Source organism: Desulfosporosinus sp. OT (assembly GCF_000224515.1).
Lineage (GTDB): Bacteria > Bacillota > Desulfitobacteriia > Desulfitobacteriales > Desulfitobacteriaceae > Desulfosporosinus.
Map to the genome: position 1 here is coordinate 1 of NZ_AGAF01000106.1, position 15,409 is coordinate 15,409.

Consider the following 15,409-nt stretch of genomic DNA (forward strand, 5'->3'; position numbering starts at 1 on the left):
TTCCGTTCGGCCCTGGAGATTTGGAAACAAAGTTCATTTCAGTGGCCTGCGTAATCGGTACAGGATTGCCGTTTGCATCCGGCAATTGAGCAACAACATCACTCATTGTGTTATCAATTGTGGTATCTACATACAAGGTAGCAGTAGCGTTGGGCTGGTTTTTTTCTGGATTTACGGTTGCAGTTAGTTTACTGACTTGCGGTACCCAAAACTCTAAGGCACCATTTCTCCCTCCCGCCACTGCGTCATTAGTCCAAGAAGTAATGAGTTGATTTGGACCTGCATCCATAAGCACAGAAACATACGGCAGTGGTGCGTACCCCTTTGCTGACGTTGAAAGGCCACCTGAGCCCACAAAAACCCCGCCAGACAAGCTATTATAGGCCGATATATGGATGTACCCATTCGCGTCGTTAACGGCCACTAGGCTCGTATGTGTCGTTGGATTAATAACAACGCTAGGGTCAATGAATCCTGTCGCACCGGAAAATACTTTCCCATCGTCGGTCATTGTATATTTATCAATTGCGTGTACTTCACCATATCCAGCTTTGACAGCAAAAATATAATTGGGATCAACAGCGAGGTTGGATATAATGAGATTCCCGTTGTACAAAGATGTGTTACGGGCTACGCAGCTTCCATTGTTATTGAAGCAATAAATATTACCCATCTTATCTGGGGCATAGATATTTCCCGTGTCAGAGTCAACAACCGGTGCACTTGCGATGCCGTATTTAATAATACCGTCCCCTATGTGTCCAATAGTCATACTTGATGGATGAAATACGAAAAGCACTGGATATCCGCCGTCAACACCAAAGAGGATATCTCCGTAACCATCACTTTTGATTGCCGGAGATGATGTAAAAATTTCGCCAGCCCAGGAAGGGTTAATTGAGGTTGTAGTAAAACGGTATGGATTTACAGAAAGGGGATCAATGTCTGGCTGAATATACAATGGAGCCGCCGTAAAACCCCCGTTCCAACTGCCCGCGCAAGTTATCGGAGCATTAAAAGTAGCTGGTTCAAAAGTATCTATATCCGTTCCTTGCCATGTATACGACTGTTTAGTTATTGCCGGGCTCATGGCAATAAGATTGGTAGTTTGACCGGTATTCCCTCTTATCACATATTTTAGAATTTGTTTCATCATTCCATTACTATCGGGTACATTTGGGGATCCGTTAGCCTTCATTGGCCAAATGTATATATATTTTCCTACTGCAATGCTCATGTAGTTTCCATCTGGAGAAATTGATGGCCCTGGACTACCATCCAATCGTTCTCCTGATTCACCACTGAATTTGGCTGCCCAAAGTACCCGAAAATCAGAAGCACTCTGAGGGTTTGTTTTAGAAATATCGACGGCCACCAAATAACCAGTGTTTGAATCTGTGTTCCAAGCGTATTGGTATAAAGTGTTTCCATAAACGATCGGCGTGGAATAACTATATAACCAGGTTCCCAAAGCATCTCCGATTGAAACTGCTATGGGAGTTTCATTGTATAGCTGGCTCATTCCGTCCACGGTTGCCCTAGTGCGCGAATAGTTTGTATCCCACGTTAGGTTATTCGCTGCCATGGTCGCTGTTGGAAGTAACAATATTGACATAAACTTAAAATAACAAGCCTTTTAAACATAGCGCTCTCCTTTCAAAATCCTCTTCCTATTGTTTAAAGAATTTTTCCCACAAAAAAACCCGGTGCTACAGCGCCAGGCTTTTGGGGAGTCAACTATGCTTTTAAATATTTTAATTTAACAAAGGCTATAAACCCTATGGCCAATATTCCAGCTCCTGAAATTTCAGCGTATGTTAACCACGGAATTTTTCTCGCTTCATCATTTTGTGTAGATGGAGTCTCGATTTTAGTTTGTGTCTTATCTTCCAGCGCCATGATTGGCGGATCGACTCTTTGTGGATCTGTCTTGGATGCACTAGCTGGTTCCTGCGTTTGAGGAACTGGATTTAAATTGGTACCAACTTTTGAGGTAGATGCCGTTTGTTTTGGTGTTGTTGTTGACACTGAAGCTGAAACCGCAGAAGAAGGAGTAGGGGCCGATGCTGGTGGCGTTGGATTTGTTGTTGTTGACACCTTTGACGTTGACTGAGCCGTGATCATACTCTTACTTGTAGTCCCTAGAAAACTTGATAAGTCTGGAGCAGGAACCCCAACACCCACTAAGACCTTATTTATATTATTGCCATAATTCGCCTTACCCACAAGATTGGCAGGAGGCGTTGTCCCTGGCGGAACATTTGGACCACCAAGTTTGTTAAAATTAACACCTTGTGCCGAGAGTGCTGTAAAGATCGATGGATCATAACAAGTAGCATCTATACTGTCTTTAATGTTATTATCAATACCATATTTCTGAATATATACCAACAGAGGGGCCGCTGAATCATATTGAGTCCATGAGGGATCATTTTCATGTCCTGCGACCAAGGACTTCGGAATAGGTAACATACCCACAAGGGGTGCCCCGTCACTCCCAATATAACCGAAATTAATTCCAGCACTATCGCCTACTATCCCCATTTTCCATCCTTTCATCTCGTACTGTGCACTATCCGCAGCTTTGGCTACCGTAGGAATAAAAATCTGTGCAGCCATGGCCATTAACCCTACAAATCCAACCAACTTAGATTTTTTCAGTTTCATGGTTCATACACCAGCCTTTCACTGATTACTAAGGAAAATTCCCACAAAATCATCGTAATGTTGTTAGAATTACTTTTAGGTCATAGTCCAATTGCGAAAGATCATTCTGAGTTATTGAATAAACACGGGACATTTTAATTTTGCCATACTCGTGGGCGATCACATTACGCAAGCCCGTGATATTTATCCAGTCAATACGCTTATTTGTCTTTTTTATTTCATCAGAAATCTTAGAACAGTAATTACTAATATTCTGGATCGAAAGACAAACAGCTATTTGTTTTTCAGAGTTAACCATGAATCTTTCTTCAGCAACGCCCGCCAAATTCGATTCGATATCGGTAATTTCGTTTAATACCATCTCGATGAGTACAACATCGTCATTGCCTTTTCTCATAAATAACAATAACCTCTTTCTCCATATTAATTCGGATACTATCGATCATTGTTTCAGTCTCTACCAAATCAACTTTTCTTTTCAGTGCATTTTCTAAACGAACTTTCAGCCCCGAAAGCGCCAACAGCCCAATCTCACCATCAAATTCTATCGCTAAATCAATATCGCTTTCCTCATCCGCCTGGCCCCGAGCGTAAGAACAAAAATACCTATTTTTCTAATAGGATATTCCGAACAAAAAGGTATTATGGTGTCCTTGATATCGTCAAGGCTTAAAACATCTTGAACCGGCGGTAGCCCTTTACTCTTGATTAATCCATTTACAAATTCAAGCAGCTCGTGTTTTCGTCATTCATCCAAATGCTCCAAACGGTGTATGAGTTTGGTTTCGATACTCATATTCCTATGCTGCTACCACCTTTCTAAATTTGAGATGTATCCAATATTAATTAAAAGTGTACAGAAACCTTTACTATATCCAATTTAGATGATTTCGTATATCCGATTCATTTGTCTTTACAAAACACAACAATGTCATGAGCATAACCGTCATCCGCCATTTTTTTAAAACAAGTGTGTCTCAGCCGATGGTAAGTCAAAGGTTCTTCAAATCTAAGAATTCTTTGGAGATCCTGCATGATAAATTGAATCGCCCGAGTCGTTAACTTAGTACCTTTTCTTCGGTTTGCCAGAAGATATCCGTTTCGTCGCTCCGGATAGTCCTGCCAGTAACTGCGGATTGCCTCGATAACATTCTTGTTTAATGGTATAATCCTTCGTTTATCCCCTTTCCCGAAAACTTCAAGAGTTCCTTTCGTGGCCATTAGCTTAATATGGTCATTCTTTATTTCAGTAACTTCTTCAGCTCTTAATCCTGCTGATAGACTTAAAACAACGAACAAAACAATCCGACTATCCACGTCTCCACGAGAAAGATAATTGATCAGCTTTTTTCGCTCTGACGGATTCAACCATTTTGGTCCGGAATCCACTTGCTCCGGAAACTTGATGGTCTGCGACGGATCATGATCCATGAATTGTTTATCATACGCCCACAAGGTAAACATTTTAATCACAACTAAATTCTTAGTAATATAGGCCGGGGCCTTTTCCCTCATTGACTGCTTATAATCTTCAATAAGCATCTTACTGAGAAGCTTAGGAGTAAACGGTTCACCCGTTGTCCCTACCACCCATTTTTGAAATCGATGGAGCAAATATCTATAACTTTTCATGGATGAACCAGATACATCTCGATCTGCTAAAAACATCTCTATATAATCCTCATATAAACTTCCACTCGTTAAGGCACACCTATGCTACAAGACTATTAGAGTCTGGCGTTCATCCTAAAGTTGCACAGGAACTATTGGGGCATTCAAGTATCCAATTAACTTTGGACACATACTCCCATGTTTTGCCAGACATTAAACAGGCTGCTACTGCAAAATTAAATGGCACACTTACTTCTAGCAAGAAGAAGTTAGCTAAAAAAGCATAACAAAAAGGAGTGGGGAACTTGCCCTACTCCTTACTTTTTAGTATCGATTTTTACCAGTTGTGGTACGGTTGTGGTACGAATGTGGTCCGTAAAGAAATATTAGAAAAAGGAAAATCCCGTAAAGCCTTACGGGACGTGCATTTCCTATGGAGCCGATGGTCGGAATCGAACCGACGACCTGCTCATTACGAGTCGTTTTCTGTCATTTTTAACCGCAAACCAGTGCCATCACTGGATAGCAAATGATTATTCTGTGAGTTAAGCAACTCATTGCTTACAGTCCTAATAGTAGCACGGTGATTAATAGTTGGCAAGTGTTTGAAGTAAGTACTGAAGTAATGAGACAATCACACTACAGAATCATCAGTATGCGAGCAGTGGCTTGACAGTAGCATGACGGTAACTTGGGCAGTATATTTTATAGTAGCCTTACGGTAATTACTCCCCAGACATAAAAAATAGTGGAAGCAGTGACTACTGTAAAGTCCTGCTTCCTTTTCTTTTGACTACGTTCCGTAAGGTTGTCAGGTTGAATTATGAGAGGTTTAACAGCTAATAAGGACGATACCATGTTGCATTATGCTATAACTTCCCTAAAAGGGTATTTCTATGGCTTACAGAGGGTTATTATTAAGTTCCAACAGCACCAGTAAATGCCCTCAAACCCTGTGGTATCATGGGATAGAAGGAATTTATATAATGGCGAATACTGATATAAACAAGTTGCAATGATAGTCCATTTTATACATAAATCGTCAACATTATGAAACCCAAAAATATTTTCAGCAACGATATTTGTAAATAGAAGTCTACTGTTGAGGACAAAACGGCCAAAGCTAATGTCGAGCGGTTTACGGTTATGTATTTCCGATGACTAGGGTAGTTGAAGCAAAGATATGCACTGGTTAGAGCAATGATATAACGAGACAAGGTAATATTCCATTATTGACAAGGAGGAAGTGAATTTCCTCTTTTCTTTTTGTCACAAAGTAAAAACACTACCTACATCATTATATGTAAGGGGAAACAGGCAGACCCATACAAAAAACGCTTACCCTCTAGTCACAAAATGACTTTCATCCTTACATGTCTTATGGGAAACAGAATAAAGCTGGCGAGCGTTAACCGTAGGAGGAAAAGAAATGAAAAACAGGACAGTATCATTCGACAAGGAATTGCTTTTAAACATTATGAAATTGGACAACTTTGAAATGAGGATTGCAATGCTGGCTTTTTATCAGGATGGTCAGGTTACAATGAGTTTTAGCAAAATCTCAAAGCTTGGTGAATTAGCAGGATTGACTCAAGAAGGAATGCTACTCAAGGAAATATTTGGCTACGATTTTAACAATACCCTTAAATACGCTTCTGACGATGAGAATGAAGTTACCGTTTTTTGGGTTAACAGAGAACTTCTTTAGAAAGTGCCAGTTAGCTGTGATGGTAACTGTACCAAGGATAACTTGAAATAGAGGCTGGTTCAATGCCAGTCTCTTTTTATTTTGAAAGGAAGTTTTACAGATGACCAGTAACAACAGCAACTACCGCGAAGTATTAGACAAAGCAACAGGTGTGCTTATCAACCTTCCCATAGGATTTATTGAGAATAGACAGGACTACTCCATACGATCAAAGAAGCAAGACAAAGCTTATAGAAATAGAATGCAAGCACAGTCAATGTCAGAAAGAGCCAGCGAGAACTTCTACTGGAGCAACTTGGTCAATATCAGCACTTTGATGGCTGAAAAGAAGTTATCTACCTCTGCCCTAGGTCTATTGATGATTTTAGGGTGTCATTTAAACAATGGCAGTGATGTGTTATGTACCCAGAAGAAAACCCCTTACACTACAGCAGAACTGATTGCCTTAACTGATGTTCCTAAGAGAACTTTTGTAAGAGCAATGGATGAATTGAAAGCCTGTGGTCTTGTCATAGTAGAGGGTACAGCTAGGAAACCTGTGTACACTGTCAACAGCACCTACCATTTTGTAGGCAGGAATCCGCAAGCGAATAAATCAGCTAGAACTTATGTAAATGGTGTCAAGGCTCTACAGGAAGCCAAACTGTCCTTATCAGAAATAGGCTTTGTTTATGCTGTGCTTCCCTTGTTAGCGTATGAAAGGTGTGTACTGGTGAAGGACAGAGATAATAGTGAAGATAACACTGATAACTTACACGATATTGCCAGCCTGTGCGAGTACCTTGAAGTAACCAGAATGAACCTGTCAAAGTATATGAAAATGACGTTTGAGTTTGATTTCAATGAGGGTCGCTACAGAGTTCCGGTTTTTGGCAAGTTCTCCGCTGGTGGCAGTAAGTCTAATGCTTATATTGTCAATCCTGTAATAGTTCGTAGAGCGGTTATGAATATTAACTACAGCAATTATGCCGACTTAGAGGGAATGTTCAAGACATACAGGCAGAAGGTCTAACGCAAGTCATTGCATAGATACAACGAATAAGCCAGTGGGATAACAGTTCCTACTGGCTAAGTGTTTTTTTATGTCAGGGGTGTTCTGTCTAGAAAAACGACCAACTTAACTTTGAGCTTACACTGAGTAATGCCTCGGACAGTTTATATAATAACACTGATAGAACATATTATAGTAAGTATCTGGCAGTATTTTAATAGAATCAATAAACACTTCGCTATAACCTTCTTTAATTTCTAATAACCTTTTAGTTTCAGAAGAAATATGATATTGATAATCCTCATCACTTTCCCAATCGGTAGGATTCATTTTAGTTTCATGTATATCTTTCTCTATTTTTCCTGTGATTTCTTGCAACTTTTTATCGGCGATACTTTTATGCCCCAATTGTTTTAATGCATAAAAATACTTATTAAGCCAACTGGCTTCTTCCCAATACCGAGATTTATCATAGAGTTCAATACAGGTTTTATAATCTCCTAAAATATAGAGGAAATCTGCCATTTCATCTATTTCGATATCAAATTCTCTGTAATCAGTGTTTAATAATATTTCTGCTATTCTTTTTGCTTTGTACGTATTACCGCTATGTGCTAATTCTCGACCAAGTGTTAAAGCAATTTTCACATCAATTTGTTCATCCTCAAACGGATACGAATATATAGATTCTAATTCAGATATTCCTTCGTCCTGACGAGAAAATGCCAATAAACTTACTGCCTTACAATACCCATATGATTTTTTGGGGGAAAGCTCAAATGCTTTATGGAATAGTTTTGACGCCTTTTCAAAATTACTTTTTTTAAAACAGAATTTACCATAAGCATAATAGGTGCTGGCGTAATTTGAATTACGACTAATAGCTTGGGAAAGTAACTCTTCCGCTCTTTCTTCACAATTTTCTCCACATTCTTCAAGCAAAAAATAAGCCATGTCAGTAGCCCATATGGCAAAACCTTCATCCGTAAAATTCAATTGATTTTGAGCATAACATTGTTCCAAAATTTCAATCGATTTTTCTGTATCCTCACGCAATTCACAAGTTATCATAGCCATAAGGCAAAAGGCTTCAATATTTGATGGGTTTGAAGATATTTCGGATTTAAGAATATCTCTATACTTTTTAAAAGAACCAGCTCTTTCATCAAAATCGAGGTTCATAACACCTTGGAGATTTTCAATTATATTTTGCAGTTCCATACATTTATCTCCTTTAGAAACAGGTTAATAAGTAATTGTTTTGACGCCCTGCTAGAACAGTCTACACTTATTATAGCTGAAAAATCTGCTAAGAAATCAAAAATCTGCACTCTGTATGACTCTGTCCAAAGATTTCCACCATCAAAACAGTTCGGCACTTCAGTACAGTAAAGTGTTGGCACTAGCTGATTCTTGCAGTCCTTGACAGCCACATTCCGTGGAACAACTGGTGGAAGACTGATGTAAACTACCCAAATCTGAATGTATCGTTTTTGGCACTATAATTGACTTGAATGTATCGTTTTTGGCACTATCCTAAAATGGTACTCGCTCTTAGAGCCACAAGGGTTTGAGGGTGTTTTTCGGAAAAGATTTGCTATTATATTAGAGAGGAGTATTCCACAGCCAATCAACTTCATCTTTACAGTAGAATAGCAGGAAAATAGCTGTCATGGCAGTAGTAGCTGTTATTCTCGCTTCGCTCGGTAGCCTGCGTTAAGGTACTATTCGCAAGCTCATATACCTCCACTTGTCTACTCACATTCTTAATCCTATTTTTGTAATTAGATAAGTCTTTTTACAATAATAAGTAGGGGACGAGTGAGTATCACGAGTACCCAGCAACCGAGGTACGAAGGGCGGTAGTGATTAGTAGCAGTTATTACTCCTGCCACTAGACACTGTACCCCCAGCCACTCTCAGCTACTACTGTATATGATCTTACCCCTGTCTTTAAGAGTTTGAAGCTGTGAACCGTCCGAGAATAAGGGTCTAGCAACTGTTTTACCAGCTTAATTTCAATTGAACCTGTGCCACTATGTTCGCTATATTGCCCAGCTAGCTTAATAATATAGTTCTCAATCTTTAATAAATCCGTGCCTACAGTTCTCACAAATAATCAGCAAATCTTCTGTTTCATCGTTCTCCGCGACAATTAGGTGTCTACTTCCACATTCCTTACACTCTAATCCAGAAGCAGGATCAAAGTATTTTGCAAGTAAATTTTCAAAAGAAGATACTACTGCCGTAGTAATTGTTAAACAGATCGAAGCTTCATGTATTGTCTTTGACGATGAGTGTGTAATAGTATTTGAATAGTCCCATGCACCATTTAAAAAGTTTTTTAGATGTTTACGTAATTCTTTATTCTCCGAGCCAATGAGATATTTGTTTATTATTAGTTCTCCGCGATTCTTAACGTCAGATTTCTTGAAATTTTCATCTCCCTCAATAGAATCCGAATCGTAAATATAACCGATTAATTCAATTAAGGTTTCTCTGCACATAACACCTATTGCTTGAATTTCTTCTATCTCAACTGCCTGTTGCAACTTCTCAGAAGCTAAATTCAATTTTCTTCTTAAGCTGATAGAAAGTTCAGCACCGTGTGAAATATTATTAATAAATTCTTGCGGTTTGTTAGCCTCATCGTTCATAAGTCGTAGCATGATACCTAAATGAAAGGAGAAAACCTCCTCGCTTGAAAAGTAATATGCTTGGTCTTGGGGATATAAATTCATAGGTAAGTCACCCTGAGCTACCCACCAAGACCCTTCATTATCAGTCTTAACATTCCAGATAGTCACATTATAACCAAGTTCGTTGTATGATTGCTCAGGTTTAGAGTGAATTACTTTTGCTTTACCCCTACATTGCCATTCAACATATTCTTCTACCTGTTTATAGATTTCAGCGATGACATATATTCACCTCCAAATATTGCTTATAAACATAAAACTTGAATAGTTACTTTATCCATTTGTTAAAATTAGTATATATGAAATTGGTTTACAGTTATATAACGGAATTCCTTGACAGTATCCACTGTCCTCATAAATTTAAATATATGGGGACACTTTTCCCTTGCTGGTACGACTGGTGTTGGCTGTCCTCAAAAGTCAGTGCCAAAAGTAGATTCTATATTTAGTTTATTATCTTACAATTAATATAATAATTTCAAATACTATAGTTAATATTAACCCTATCTTCCCAACTCTCAAATATCTCTCTAAAGAAAGTTCTCCTACAAGTTTATGTAAATTTTTTGGATTTTTAAGTTCCCACCAAAATAGGATATAACCTAATGCCATTATAACTATTGAGAATAATTTACCCACTATCGCAATTTCCCTCAAACTGTACCATTCCACAATTATCACTCCTGAAACTGTTTTCTTTAGTATAACCTTCTGCTTCAAAAGCAGGCATGTCTTTCATTAACTACAAGCTGTCTCAGGCAGTTTGGGAGTCCTTTTAACAGGTTGGGGTAACAATTCTTACAGGGAAGTGTGTCTCATTCCGTAGGGGTGTAGGTTGGTAGATTCCATCAGTAGGAGTAGGCCCAGCAGTGGGAACAGCAGGCAAGCACAGTCACTCAGTTAGTTAAAGTGCTTGCAGTATGATACAGTGCCTAACTTGTCCCTTCAACTGTAGATGATGGCACAGTTTGTCCTGATGTTGTCCCTTCTTCGGTGATGGCAGTCCCTGCTGTACCTCCTGTCCCTTCAAGTATGTACTATGATTTCCAGTTTATTTCTTTGTTTGATGTTACAGATAAGGTAACAGTTAATTGATGGGTACTCTGTTATTTCAACCCAGCCAACGGTGGAAGCCCCCCTCTATATCCTGAATCAAGCCAGTTGAACAAGTACACACTGATTCCAACCTTTGTATACTGATTATAGCAGTCACTCACAGACAGAGAAGACACCCCCACCACAGGAAGTGCCTTCTGATATAAATCGTTAAACTGTTAATAAAATTTTCTACAATTTTTAAAATCTAGCTGGAAAAATTGGAAAATATATGATTTATCCCTTCTTGAATTATTGGTGCTTTAGCTTTGGCAAATTCAATGAACTGTTCTTTGATTATTGTCTTTGTGGGATCAGCAATAACATCTTTAATAAAATTTTGAAGATAGGATAGCGAAGCTTTTATAATCCCTTTTCTTGGTTCTGGACGTTTTAATTCATTATCTAAATCATCAAGGACTTCTTTTGATTCAGTAGACCTCTCTTCAGATAGAACATCAAATAACTCCTTCATATCATTCATTAATTGAGTATATTCCTCAGTACTTAACCCAGTATTATTTGTGACGTATTGATAACCAACTGAATTATCATAATTACTCTGCATATTCTGAATTGTGCTATTTTGGATTAATGTATTGATCTGATTGATAACTTCAGGCTTAGATTCCATTAAACTCACTAATTGTTCTAGTGTAGAAAGCACCGCTTTATCCCGTTCAACCTTTTCTTGATTTGCTTTAATAACTGGAGCCATTATTTTTTCATGGTCAATGTTCTGCATAATATTTGGAAACTTAATCTGAGTAATAGTTTCACTGTCTTTTAAAATCTTAGAAACATCAAACTCGGAAATATTAAATTTAGGAATATCAAACTTGGAAAAGTCATCACCTTTAGACATACTAATCCTCCCCAATTAAAAGCTATTTTCCTAATGTTCTTTTGTATTCAGGCAAAGCAGTCAAAATCTGCTGAAGGTGAATTAACCAAATTTCTGTATTGTATTTGGATACTAATTTTCTTTTTAAAAGCTCTGAATCATGCGGAAATGAGTCGGCAATAATTGCAGTAATTTTAGTTTTTTCATTTCTCAAATTAGCAACTCTTTGTACAATTTTCTCTATCTCAGTTGAAGTTATATTGCCTAATTTAGCTTGTGTGTAGATAGTTTCAAAGGAGTTTTCTGCAATCACATCTACCTTAATTTGATCAAACTTGTTGTTTGCTTTCGATGAATTATACCCTAGCAACTTAAAGTATTCACAAATAACTAATTCATTTAGTTGTCCTCTCGCCGTCTGATGTTTCCCTAGTACTTTATGTAATGATTTAGAGATGTCATCTAAATCTTCGCGTCGAACTTGATTATCTATAGATGGTTCAACACTATCAGAATAATAACCTATTTCCTTTCCTTGATAAACAGAGAAAATGAAATCTTCTCTTGGCTCAATTGAAGAAATAATTATTTCATCTATTTCCGAAATTAAATGTTCTAAATCAACTTCATTAAGCTTTTGTTCAAGTATTAAATTACCATGAATAGCAGTCCGAATATGAATGTCCAAAATACCAACCCGTCCGTCCGAATTAAATATTGCATAATTCTCACTGGTTTCAGTCCTTATTACTCTACGAAACTCATAGGCTAAAATCTTTAACCCCATAAAGTCCTCCCGATCATTTTATATACAGTGTATTCTATCAATTTTAGCATAATCTCAACTGCCAAGACTGTCAAATATTTCTTTTAGTTTAATGTTAGTCTGTTAATCCACACTGACAAAGAAAGACACCCCCAGCAATGGAAGTGCCTTCTGCTTAATACTGAAAACTGCTAATAAAATTATCTGCTGTAGTGTATGACTTTGGTTTGACTATCCAGCACTCCCCAAATTATTGCTTTTAAACTTACGCTTAATCCTATTGTTTTTATAAATCTGTTTAGCTTTTTCTTCAGTATATAATTCTTCTACCGCATAAAGCTTACCAGATGAAACCTCATAAATTTTTTTGTTTCTCTTCCTATCAAAAATATGTCCATATACTTTATTAAGCAACTCTTCATTTAAACTTTGAAGTGCTGTAAGCGTAATTTCATAAGCAGAGTCAAGTTCTTTTCTGGTGCTCTCAAATTCCCTAAGAATCTCAGAAAAATCTTCTTTCGGCAAAAACTCTTTGATCGAATCTATAAGTTGACTTTTATACAAATTTGTTCCAAACACACTTGATAAATCGTCAAATGCCATGACATATCTCCAAAAGGCTTTATGAAGGTTGCTTATTTTTTCTGAAGAATCCATAATGACGATCTCTTTTATATCAACATAAATACTAAAATCCTCATATTGATCAATTAGATTTTGAACACCTATATAAATCTCATCGTCACAGTCTTTTATGAGCTGATAAGTATGTTCCTTCTGAAAATCCTTCTCATAATTCTTATTAATATACACAGAGACCTTTAAAAAAAAGTCCTCGGTTAACTTATGTAATTTATAAAGGCTTTCATGCAAGTCAACAATATTATCGCTTATCTGATCCACAACTTTAATTTCGATATCCATTCTGAGCTTTTTTTTATTTAGCAACCTGAGTGAGTTCCAACTAATAAAACTACCAACTAGAACCCCTATCAAGCTATAAAAAACACTATTCATTCTGACTATCATCTCCTCTTGCAAGGCGTTTCATATAACGGTGTTTCAATTGATTAAAGCATACTGTTAAGCATCGAAACTGTCAAATACTTCTTATGGTTTAATGTAGCGGTCAGTCCACACAGACAGAGAAAGCACCCCCCATCATAGGAAGTGCTTCTGTTTAATACTGAAAAGAGCCATTAAAAATCCTGCTACATTTTAACTCTCAGGCGTTACCGTCAGGCAGATAGCGAAGTTAATCCCAGTGCCTTTAGCCGTCTACAGAGTGTCGATTTGCTGACACCAGTGTTCTCGCAGATGTCCCTGATACTTAACGTCTTATCCTTGTACAGTTGTATGGCATAGTCCAGAGGTTTGCCACCCTTGCGGGGTCTACCCATCTGAACACCTTTAGCCACTGCAACCGCTCTACCCTCATTACATCGCTGTAGAAGCAGTTTCCGTTCAAACTGTGCCATTCCAGCAAAGATTGTAAGCATTAACTCCCCTGCTGGTGAAGATGTGTCTAGCCAGCTTTCATTAAGTGACTTAATATAGCAACCCTTGGCAGTAATGTCCTGAACTAGCTGTAACATATCCTGTGTCGATCTGCTGACCCTTGTTAACTCCTTAACGATCACTGTATCGCCAGCTAGTAACTCTGCAAGTAACCTGTTCAATTCTGGTCTATCCATTTTAGTACCTGTGATCTTTTCCTGATAGATGAAGTCGCACCCAGCTTCCTGTAATGAGAGCAGTTGTCTATCTAAATTCTGATCTACTGTAGAAACTCTAGCATATCCTCTCATCATCTGCGTGTACCTCTACTGTTCAACTTGATCTTATCGTCAGTCTTGAGTCTGGATAACAGATTGAAGTCCTCAAATCCTGCCTTTAAATCCTTTTTGTAGAGGTTGGCATAATGTTGTGACATAGCTAAAGTGGAATGACCGAGTATTTTCTGTAAACGTAAAGGATCGCCACCTTGTAATATCCAGTTCTTGGCGAAGGTATGACGGAATAAATGGGCAGATATTTTCTCTACTCCTCGATTACGATTATATCTTGCTAAATCGTGTGCAATCGAAGTGCCTACCAGCTTTGTGTTACTCTCCGATGGGAACAGAATGTCAGTGTCCTCGCCACCTCTTTGCCTTAAATATTCTTGTAAGACTGCTCCCAATTGCCTTGATAATGGCGTGTACTGAGCCTTCTTATTTTTAGTGTGAGAGAGTATGCAATCAGTTCATTCTCCCAGTCAATATCACCTATCTTGACGTTAGTGAGAGTGGATAATCTGCACCCTGTACCAATAAAGAAATTAATTACTCCCCATGTTCTGTACTCTCTGAAAGACGCTGTTTTAACATCTGGCTTCTTTATCAGTCTGGATATCTCTTCATCAGTGTAGGTGTCCTTGATCTGCTCTTCAACTTTAAGTAACTTGATCTTTATACGTTGGCAATAGTTCTGATCTGCCCAATAGTTTAAGACTGCCCTCAAAAGACGTAGTGCTGTATTAACGGAAGTCGGGGCAATATCCTTCTTTTGTAATTCTTCGATGAACTGAATAACCGTGTCACCAGAGATGTCCTGTATCTCTCCATTGTAGAAGTGATTAAAGTATTTAAACTCCCTCTGGTAATTTAAGACAGTAACTGGTGCTAGATTTTTTGCTTTACAGTACCTTATGAACTCTGCAAAAGCTGTCTCAATTGATTGACCTGATTTGCCCTTTAAACGAATTTTAGCCACATTGCATAACCTCGATTTCCTTAAAATATGAAGCAACTGACTAGCTGTTCACACTCTGAAAATCATCTGCTATGCAACATGGCTAAAAGTGACTAAAATGTCCTAAAAGTGACTACTGGAGCCGATGGTCGGAATCGAACCGACGACCTGCTCATTACGAGTGAGCTGCTCTACCTCTGAGCCACATCGGCATTTCACGGACGATAGTAATCTTACTCTATTTTTGCCGTTTCGTCAAATATTATTTTTAATTCTTTTTTTATTTTCACTATAA

Annotated in this window: 17 protein-coding genes, 1 tRNA gene and 1 pseudogene; 4 read left to right on the top strand and 15 right to left on the bottom strand. The window is 38.0% G+C overall.

The window, feature by feature from the left end:
* The 5 genes and pseudogenes from DOT_RS09700 to DOT_RS09715 all read right to left on the bottom strand — a co-directional run.
* On the bottom strand, positions 1-1,615 hold a 1,615-nt coding region (locus DOT_RS09700; RefSeq protein WP_009617670.1), incomplete at its 3' end, for a hypothetical protein.
* Between the two features lie 122 nt (positions 1,616-1,737).
* Positions 1,738-2,667, bottom strand: a complete 930-nt coding sequence (locus DOT_RS09705; protein ID WP_009617672.1) for a hypothetical protein — start codon at positions 2,665-2,667, stop codon at positions 1,738-1,740.
* A 49-nt stretch (positions 2,668-2,716) separates the two neighbouring features.
* Positions 2,717-3,064, bottom strand: coding sequence for a HepT-like ribonuclease domain-containing protein (locus DOT_RS09710; RefSeq protein WP_009617674.1), 348 nt, complete (start codon positions 3,062-3,064; stop codon positions 2,717-2,719).
* Positions 3,048-3,251, bottom strand: a pseudogene (locus DOT_RS28550) (nucleotidyltransferase domain-containing protein); the annotation flags it as partial. The pseudogene DOT_RS28550 and the gene DOT_RS09710, both read right to left, overlap by 17 nt.
* Before the next feature lie 319 nt (positions 3,252-3,570).
* A complete protein-coding gene (locus DOT_RS09715) occupies positions 3,571-4,299 on the bottom strand; it encodes a tyrosine-type recombinase/integrase (RefSeq protein WP_242833808.1) in 729 nt (242 codons plus the stop codon).
* Between the two features lie 2 nt (positions 4,300-4,301).
* Between DOT_RS09715 and DOT_RS28555 the strand changes: the two genes are divergently transcribed.
* The 4 genes from DOT_RS28555 (at position 4,302) to DOT_RS09725 (ending at position 6,998) form a co-directional block, all read left to right on the top strand.
* Positions 4,302-4,565: a tyrosine-type recombinase/integrase gene (locus DOT_RS28555; protein WP_083824051.1), complete on the top strand. Its 264-nt coding sequence runs from the start codon at positions 4,302-4,304 to the stop codon at positions 4,563-4,565.
* Between the two features lie 18 nt (positions 4,566-4,583).
* Positions 4,584-4,811: a hypothetical protein gene (locus DOT_RS29665; RefSeq protein WP_009617687.1), complete on the top strand. Its 228-nt coding sequence runs from the start codon at positions 4,584-4,586 to the stop codon at positions 4,809-4,811.
* Positions 4,812-5,707: 896 nt separating this feature from the next.
* On the top strand, positions 5,708-5,986 hold the full coding sequence (locus DOT_RS09720; protein ID WP_009617689.1) for a hypothetical protein: 279 nt from the start codon (positions 5,708-5,710) through the stop codon (positions 5,984-5,986).
* A gap of 100 nt (positions 5,987-6,086) precedes the next feature.
* The gene (locus DOT_RS09725; protein WP_009617690.1) at positions 6,087-6,998 is read left to right on the top strand and encodes a hypothetical protein; all 912 of its coding nucleotides are present in this window, start codon (positions 6,087-6,089) and stop codon (positions 6,996-6,998) included.
* Positions 6,999-7,115: 117 nt separating this feature from the next.
* Here the strand turns inward: DOT_RS09725 and DOT_RS09730 are convergent, their stop codons facing one another.
* The 10 genes from DOT_RS09730 to DOT_RS09775 all read right to left on the bottom strand — a co-directional run bounded on the left by DOT_RS09730 (position 7,116) and on the right by DOT_RS09775 (position 15,326).
* Complete coding sequence (locus tag DOT_RS09730; RefSeq protein ID WP_009617691.1) at positions 7,116-8,198, bottom strand: tetratricopeptide repeat family protein; 1,083 nt, start codon at positions 8,196-8,198, stop codon at positions 7,116-7,118.
* Between the two features lie 857 nt (positions 8,199-9,055).
* The gene (locus DOT_RS09735) at positions 9,056-9,634 is read right to left on the bottom strand and encodes a hypothetical protein (RefSeq protein WP_202798705.1); all 579 of its coding nucleotides are present in this window, start codon (positions 9,632-9,634) and stop codon (positions 9,056-9,058) included.
* A 495-nt stretch (positions 9,635-10,129) separates the two neighbouring features.
* Positions 10,130-10,348: a hypothetical protein gene (locus DOT_RS09740; RefSeq protein ID WP_009617693.1), complete on the bottom strand. Its 219-nt coding sequence runs from the start codon at positions 10,346-10,348 to the stop codon at positions 10,130-10,132.
* A gap of 631 nt (positions 10,349-10,979) precedes the next feature.
* Positions 10,980-11,636 carry a hypothetical protein gene (locus tag DOT_RS09745; RefSeq protein WP_009617697.1) on the bottom strand — a complete coding sequence of 219 codons (657 nt, stop codon included), beginning with the start codon at positions 11,634-11,636 and terminating at the stop codon, positions 10,980-10,982.
* Positions 11,637-11,658: 22 nt separating this feature from the next.
* Positions 11,659-12,402 carry a hypothetical protein gene (locus tag DOT_RS09750; protein WP_009617699.1) on the bottom strand — a complete coding sequence of 248 codons (744 nt, stop codon included), beginning with the start codon at positions 12,400-12,402 and terminating at the stop codon, positions 11,659-11,661.
* Positions 12,403-12,612: 210 nt separating this feature from the next.
* Positions 12,613-13,398 (bottom strand): hypothetical protein, encoded by a 786-nt coding sequence (locus tag DOT_RS09755; protein WP_009617701.1) that lies wholly within the window; start codon positions 13,396-13,398, stop codon positions 12,613-12,615.
* A gap of 221 nt (positions 13,399-13,619) precedes the next feature.
* Positions 13,620-14,192 carry a recombinase family protein gene (locus DOT_RS09760; RefSeq protein WP_040411770.1) on the bottom strand — a complete coding sequence of 191 codons (573 nt, stop codon included), beginning with the start codon at positions 14,190-14,192 and terminating at the stop codon, positions 13,620-13,622.
* Positions 14,189-14,563, bottom strand: coding sequence for a site-specific integrase (locus DOT_RS09765; protein ID WP_009617705.1), 375 nt, complete (start codon positions 14,561-14,563; stop codon positions 14,189-14,191). Before DOT_RS09765 ends, DOT_RS09760 begins: the two co-directional genes overlap by 4 nt.
* On the bottom strand, positions 14,536-15,135 hold the full coding sequence (locus tag DOT_RS09770) for a phage integrase N-terminal SAM-like domain-containing protein (RefSeq protein WP_040411772.1): 600 nt from the start codon (positions 15,133-15,135) through the stop codon (positions 14,536-14,538). Before DOT_RS09770 ends, DOT_RS09765 begins: the two co-directional genes overlap by 28 nt.
* Before the next feature lie 116 nt (positions 15,136-15,251).
* Positions 15,252-15,326, bottom strand: a tRNA-Thr gene (locus DOT_RS09775).
* Between the last annotated feature and the right edge of the window lie 83 nt (positions 15,327-15,409).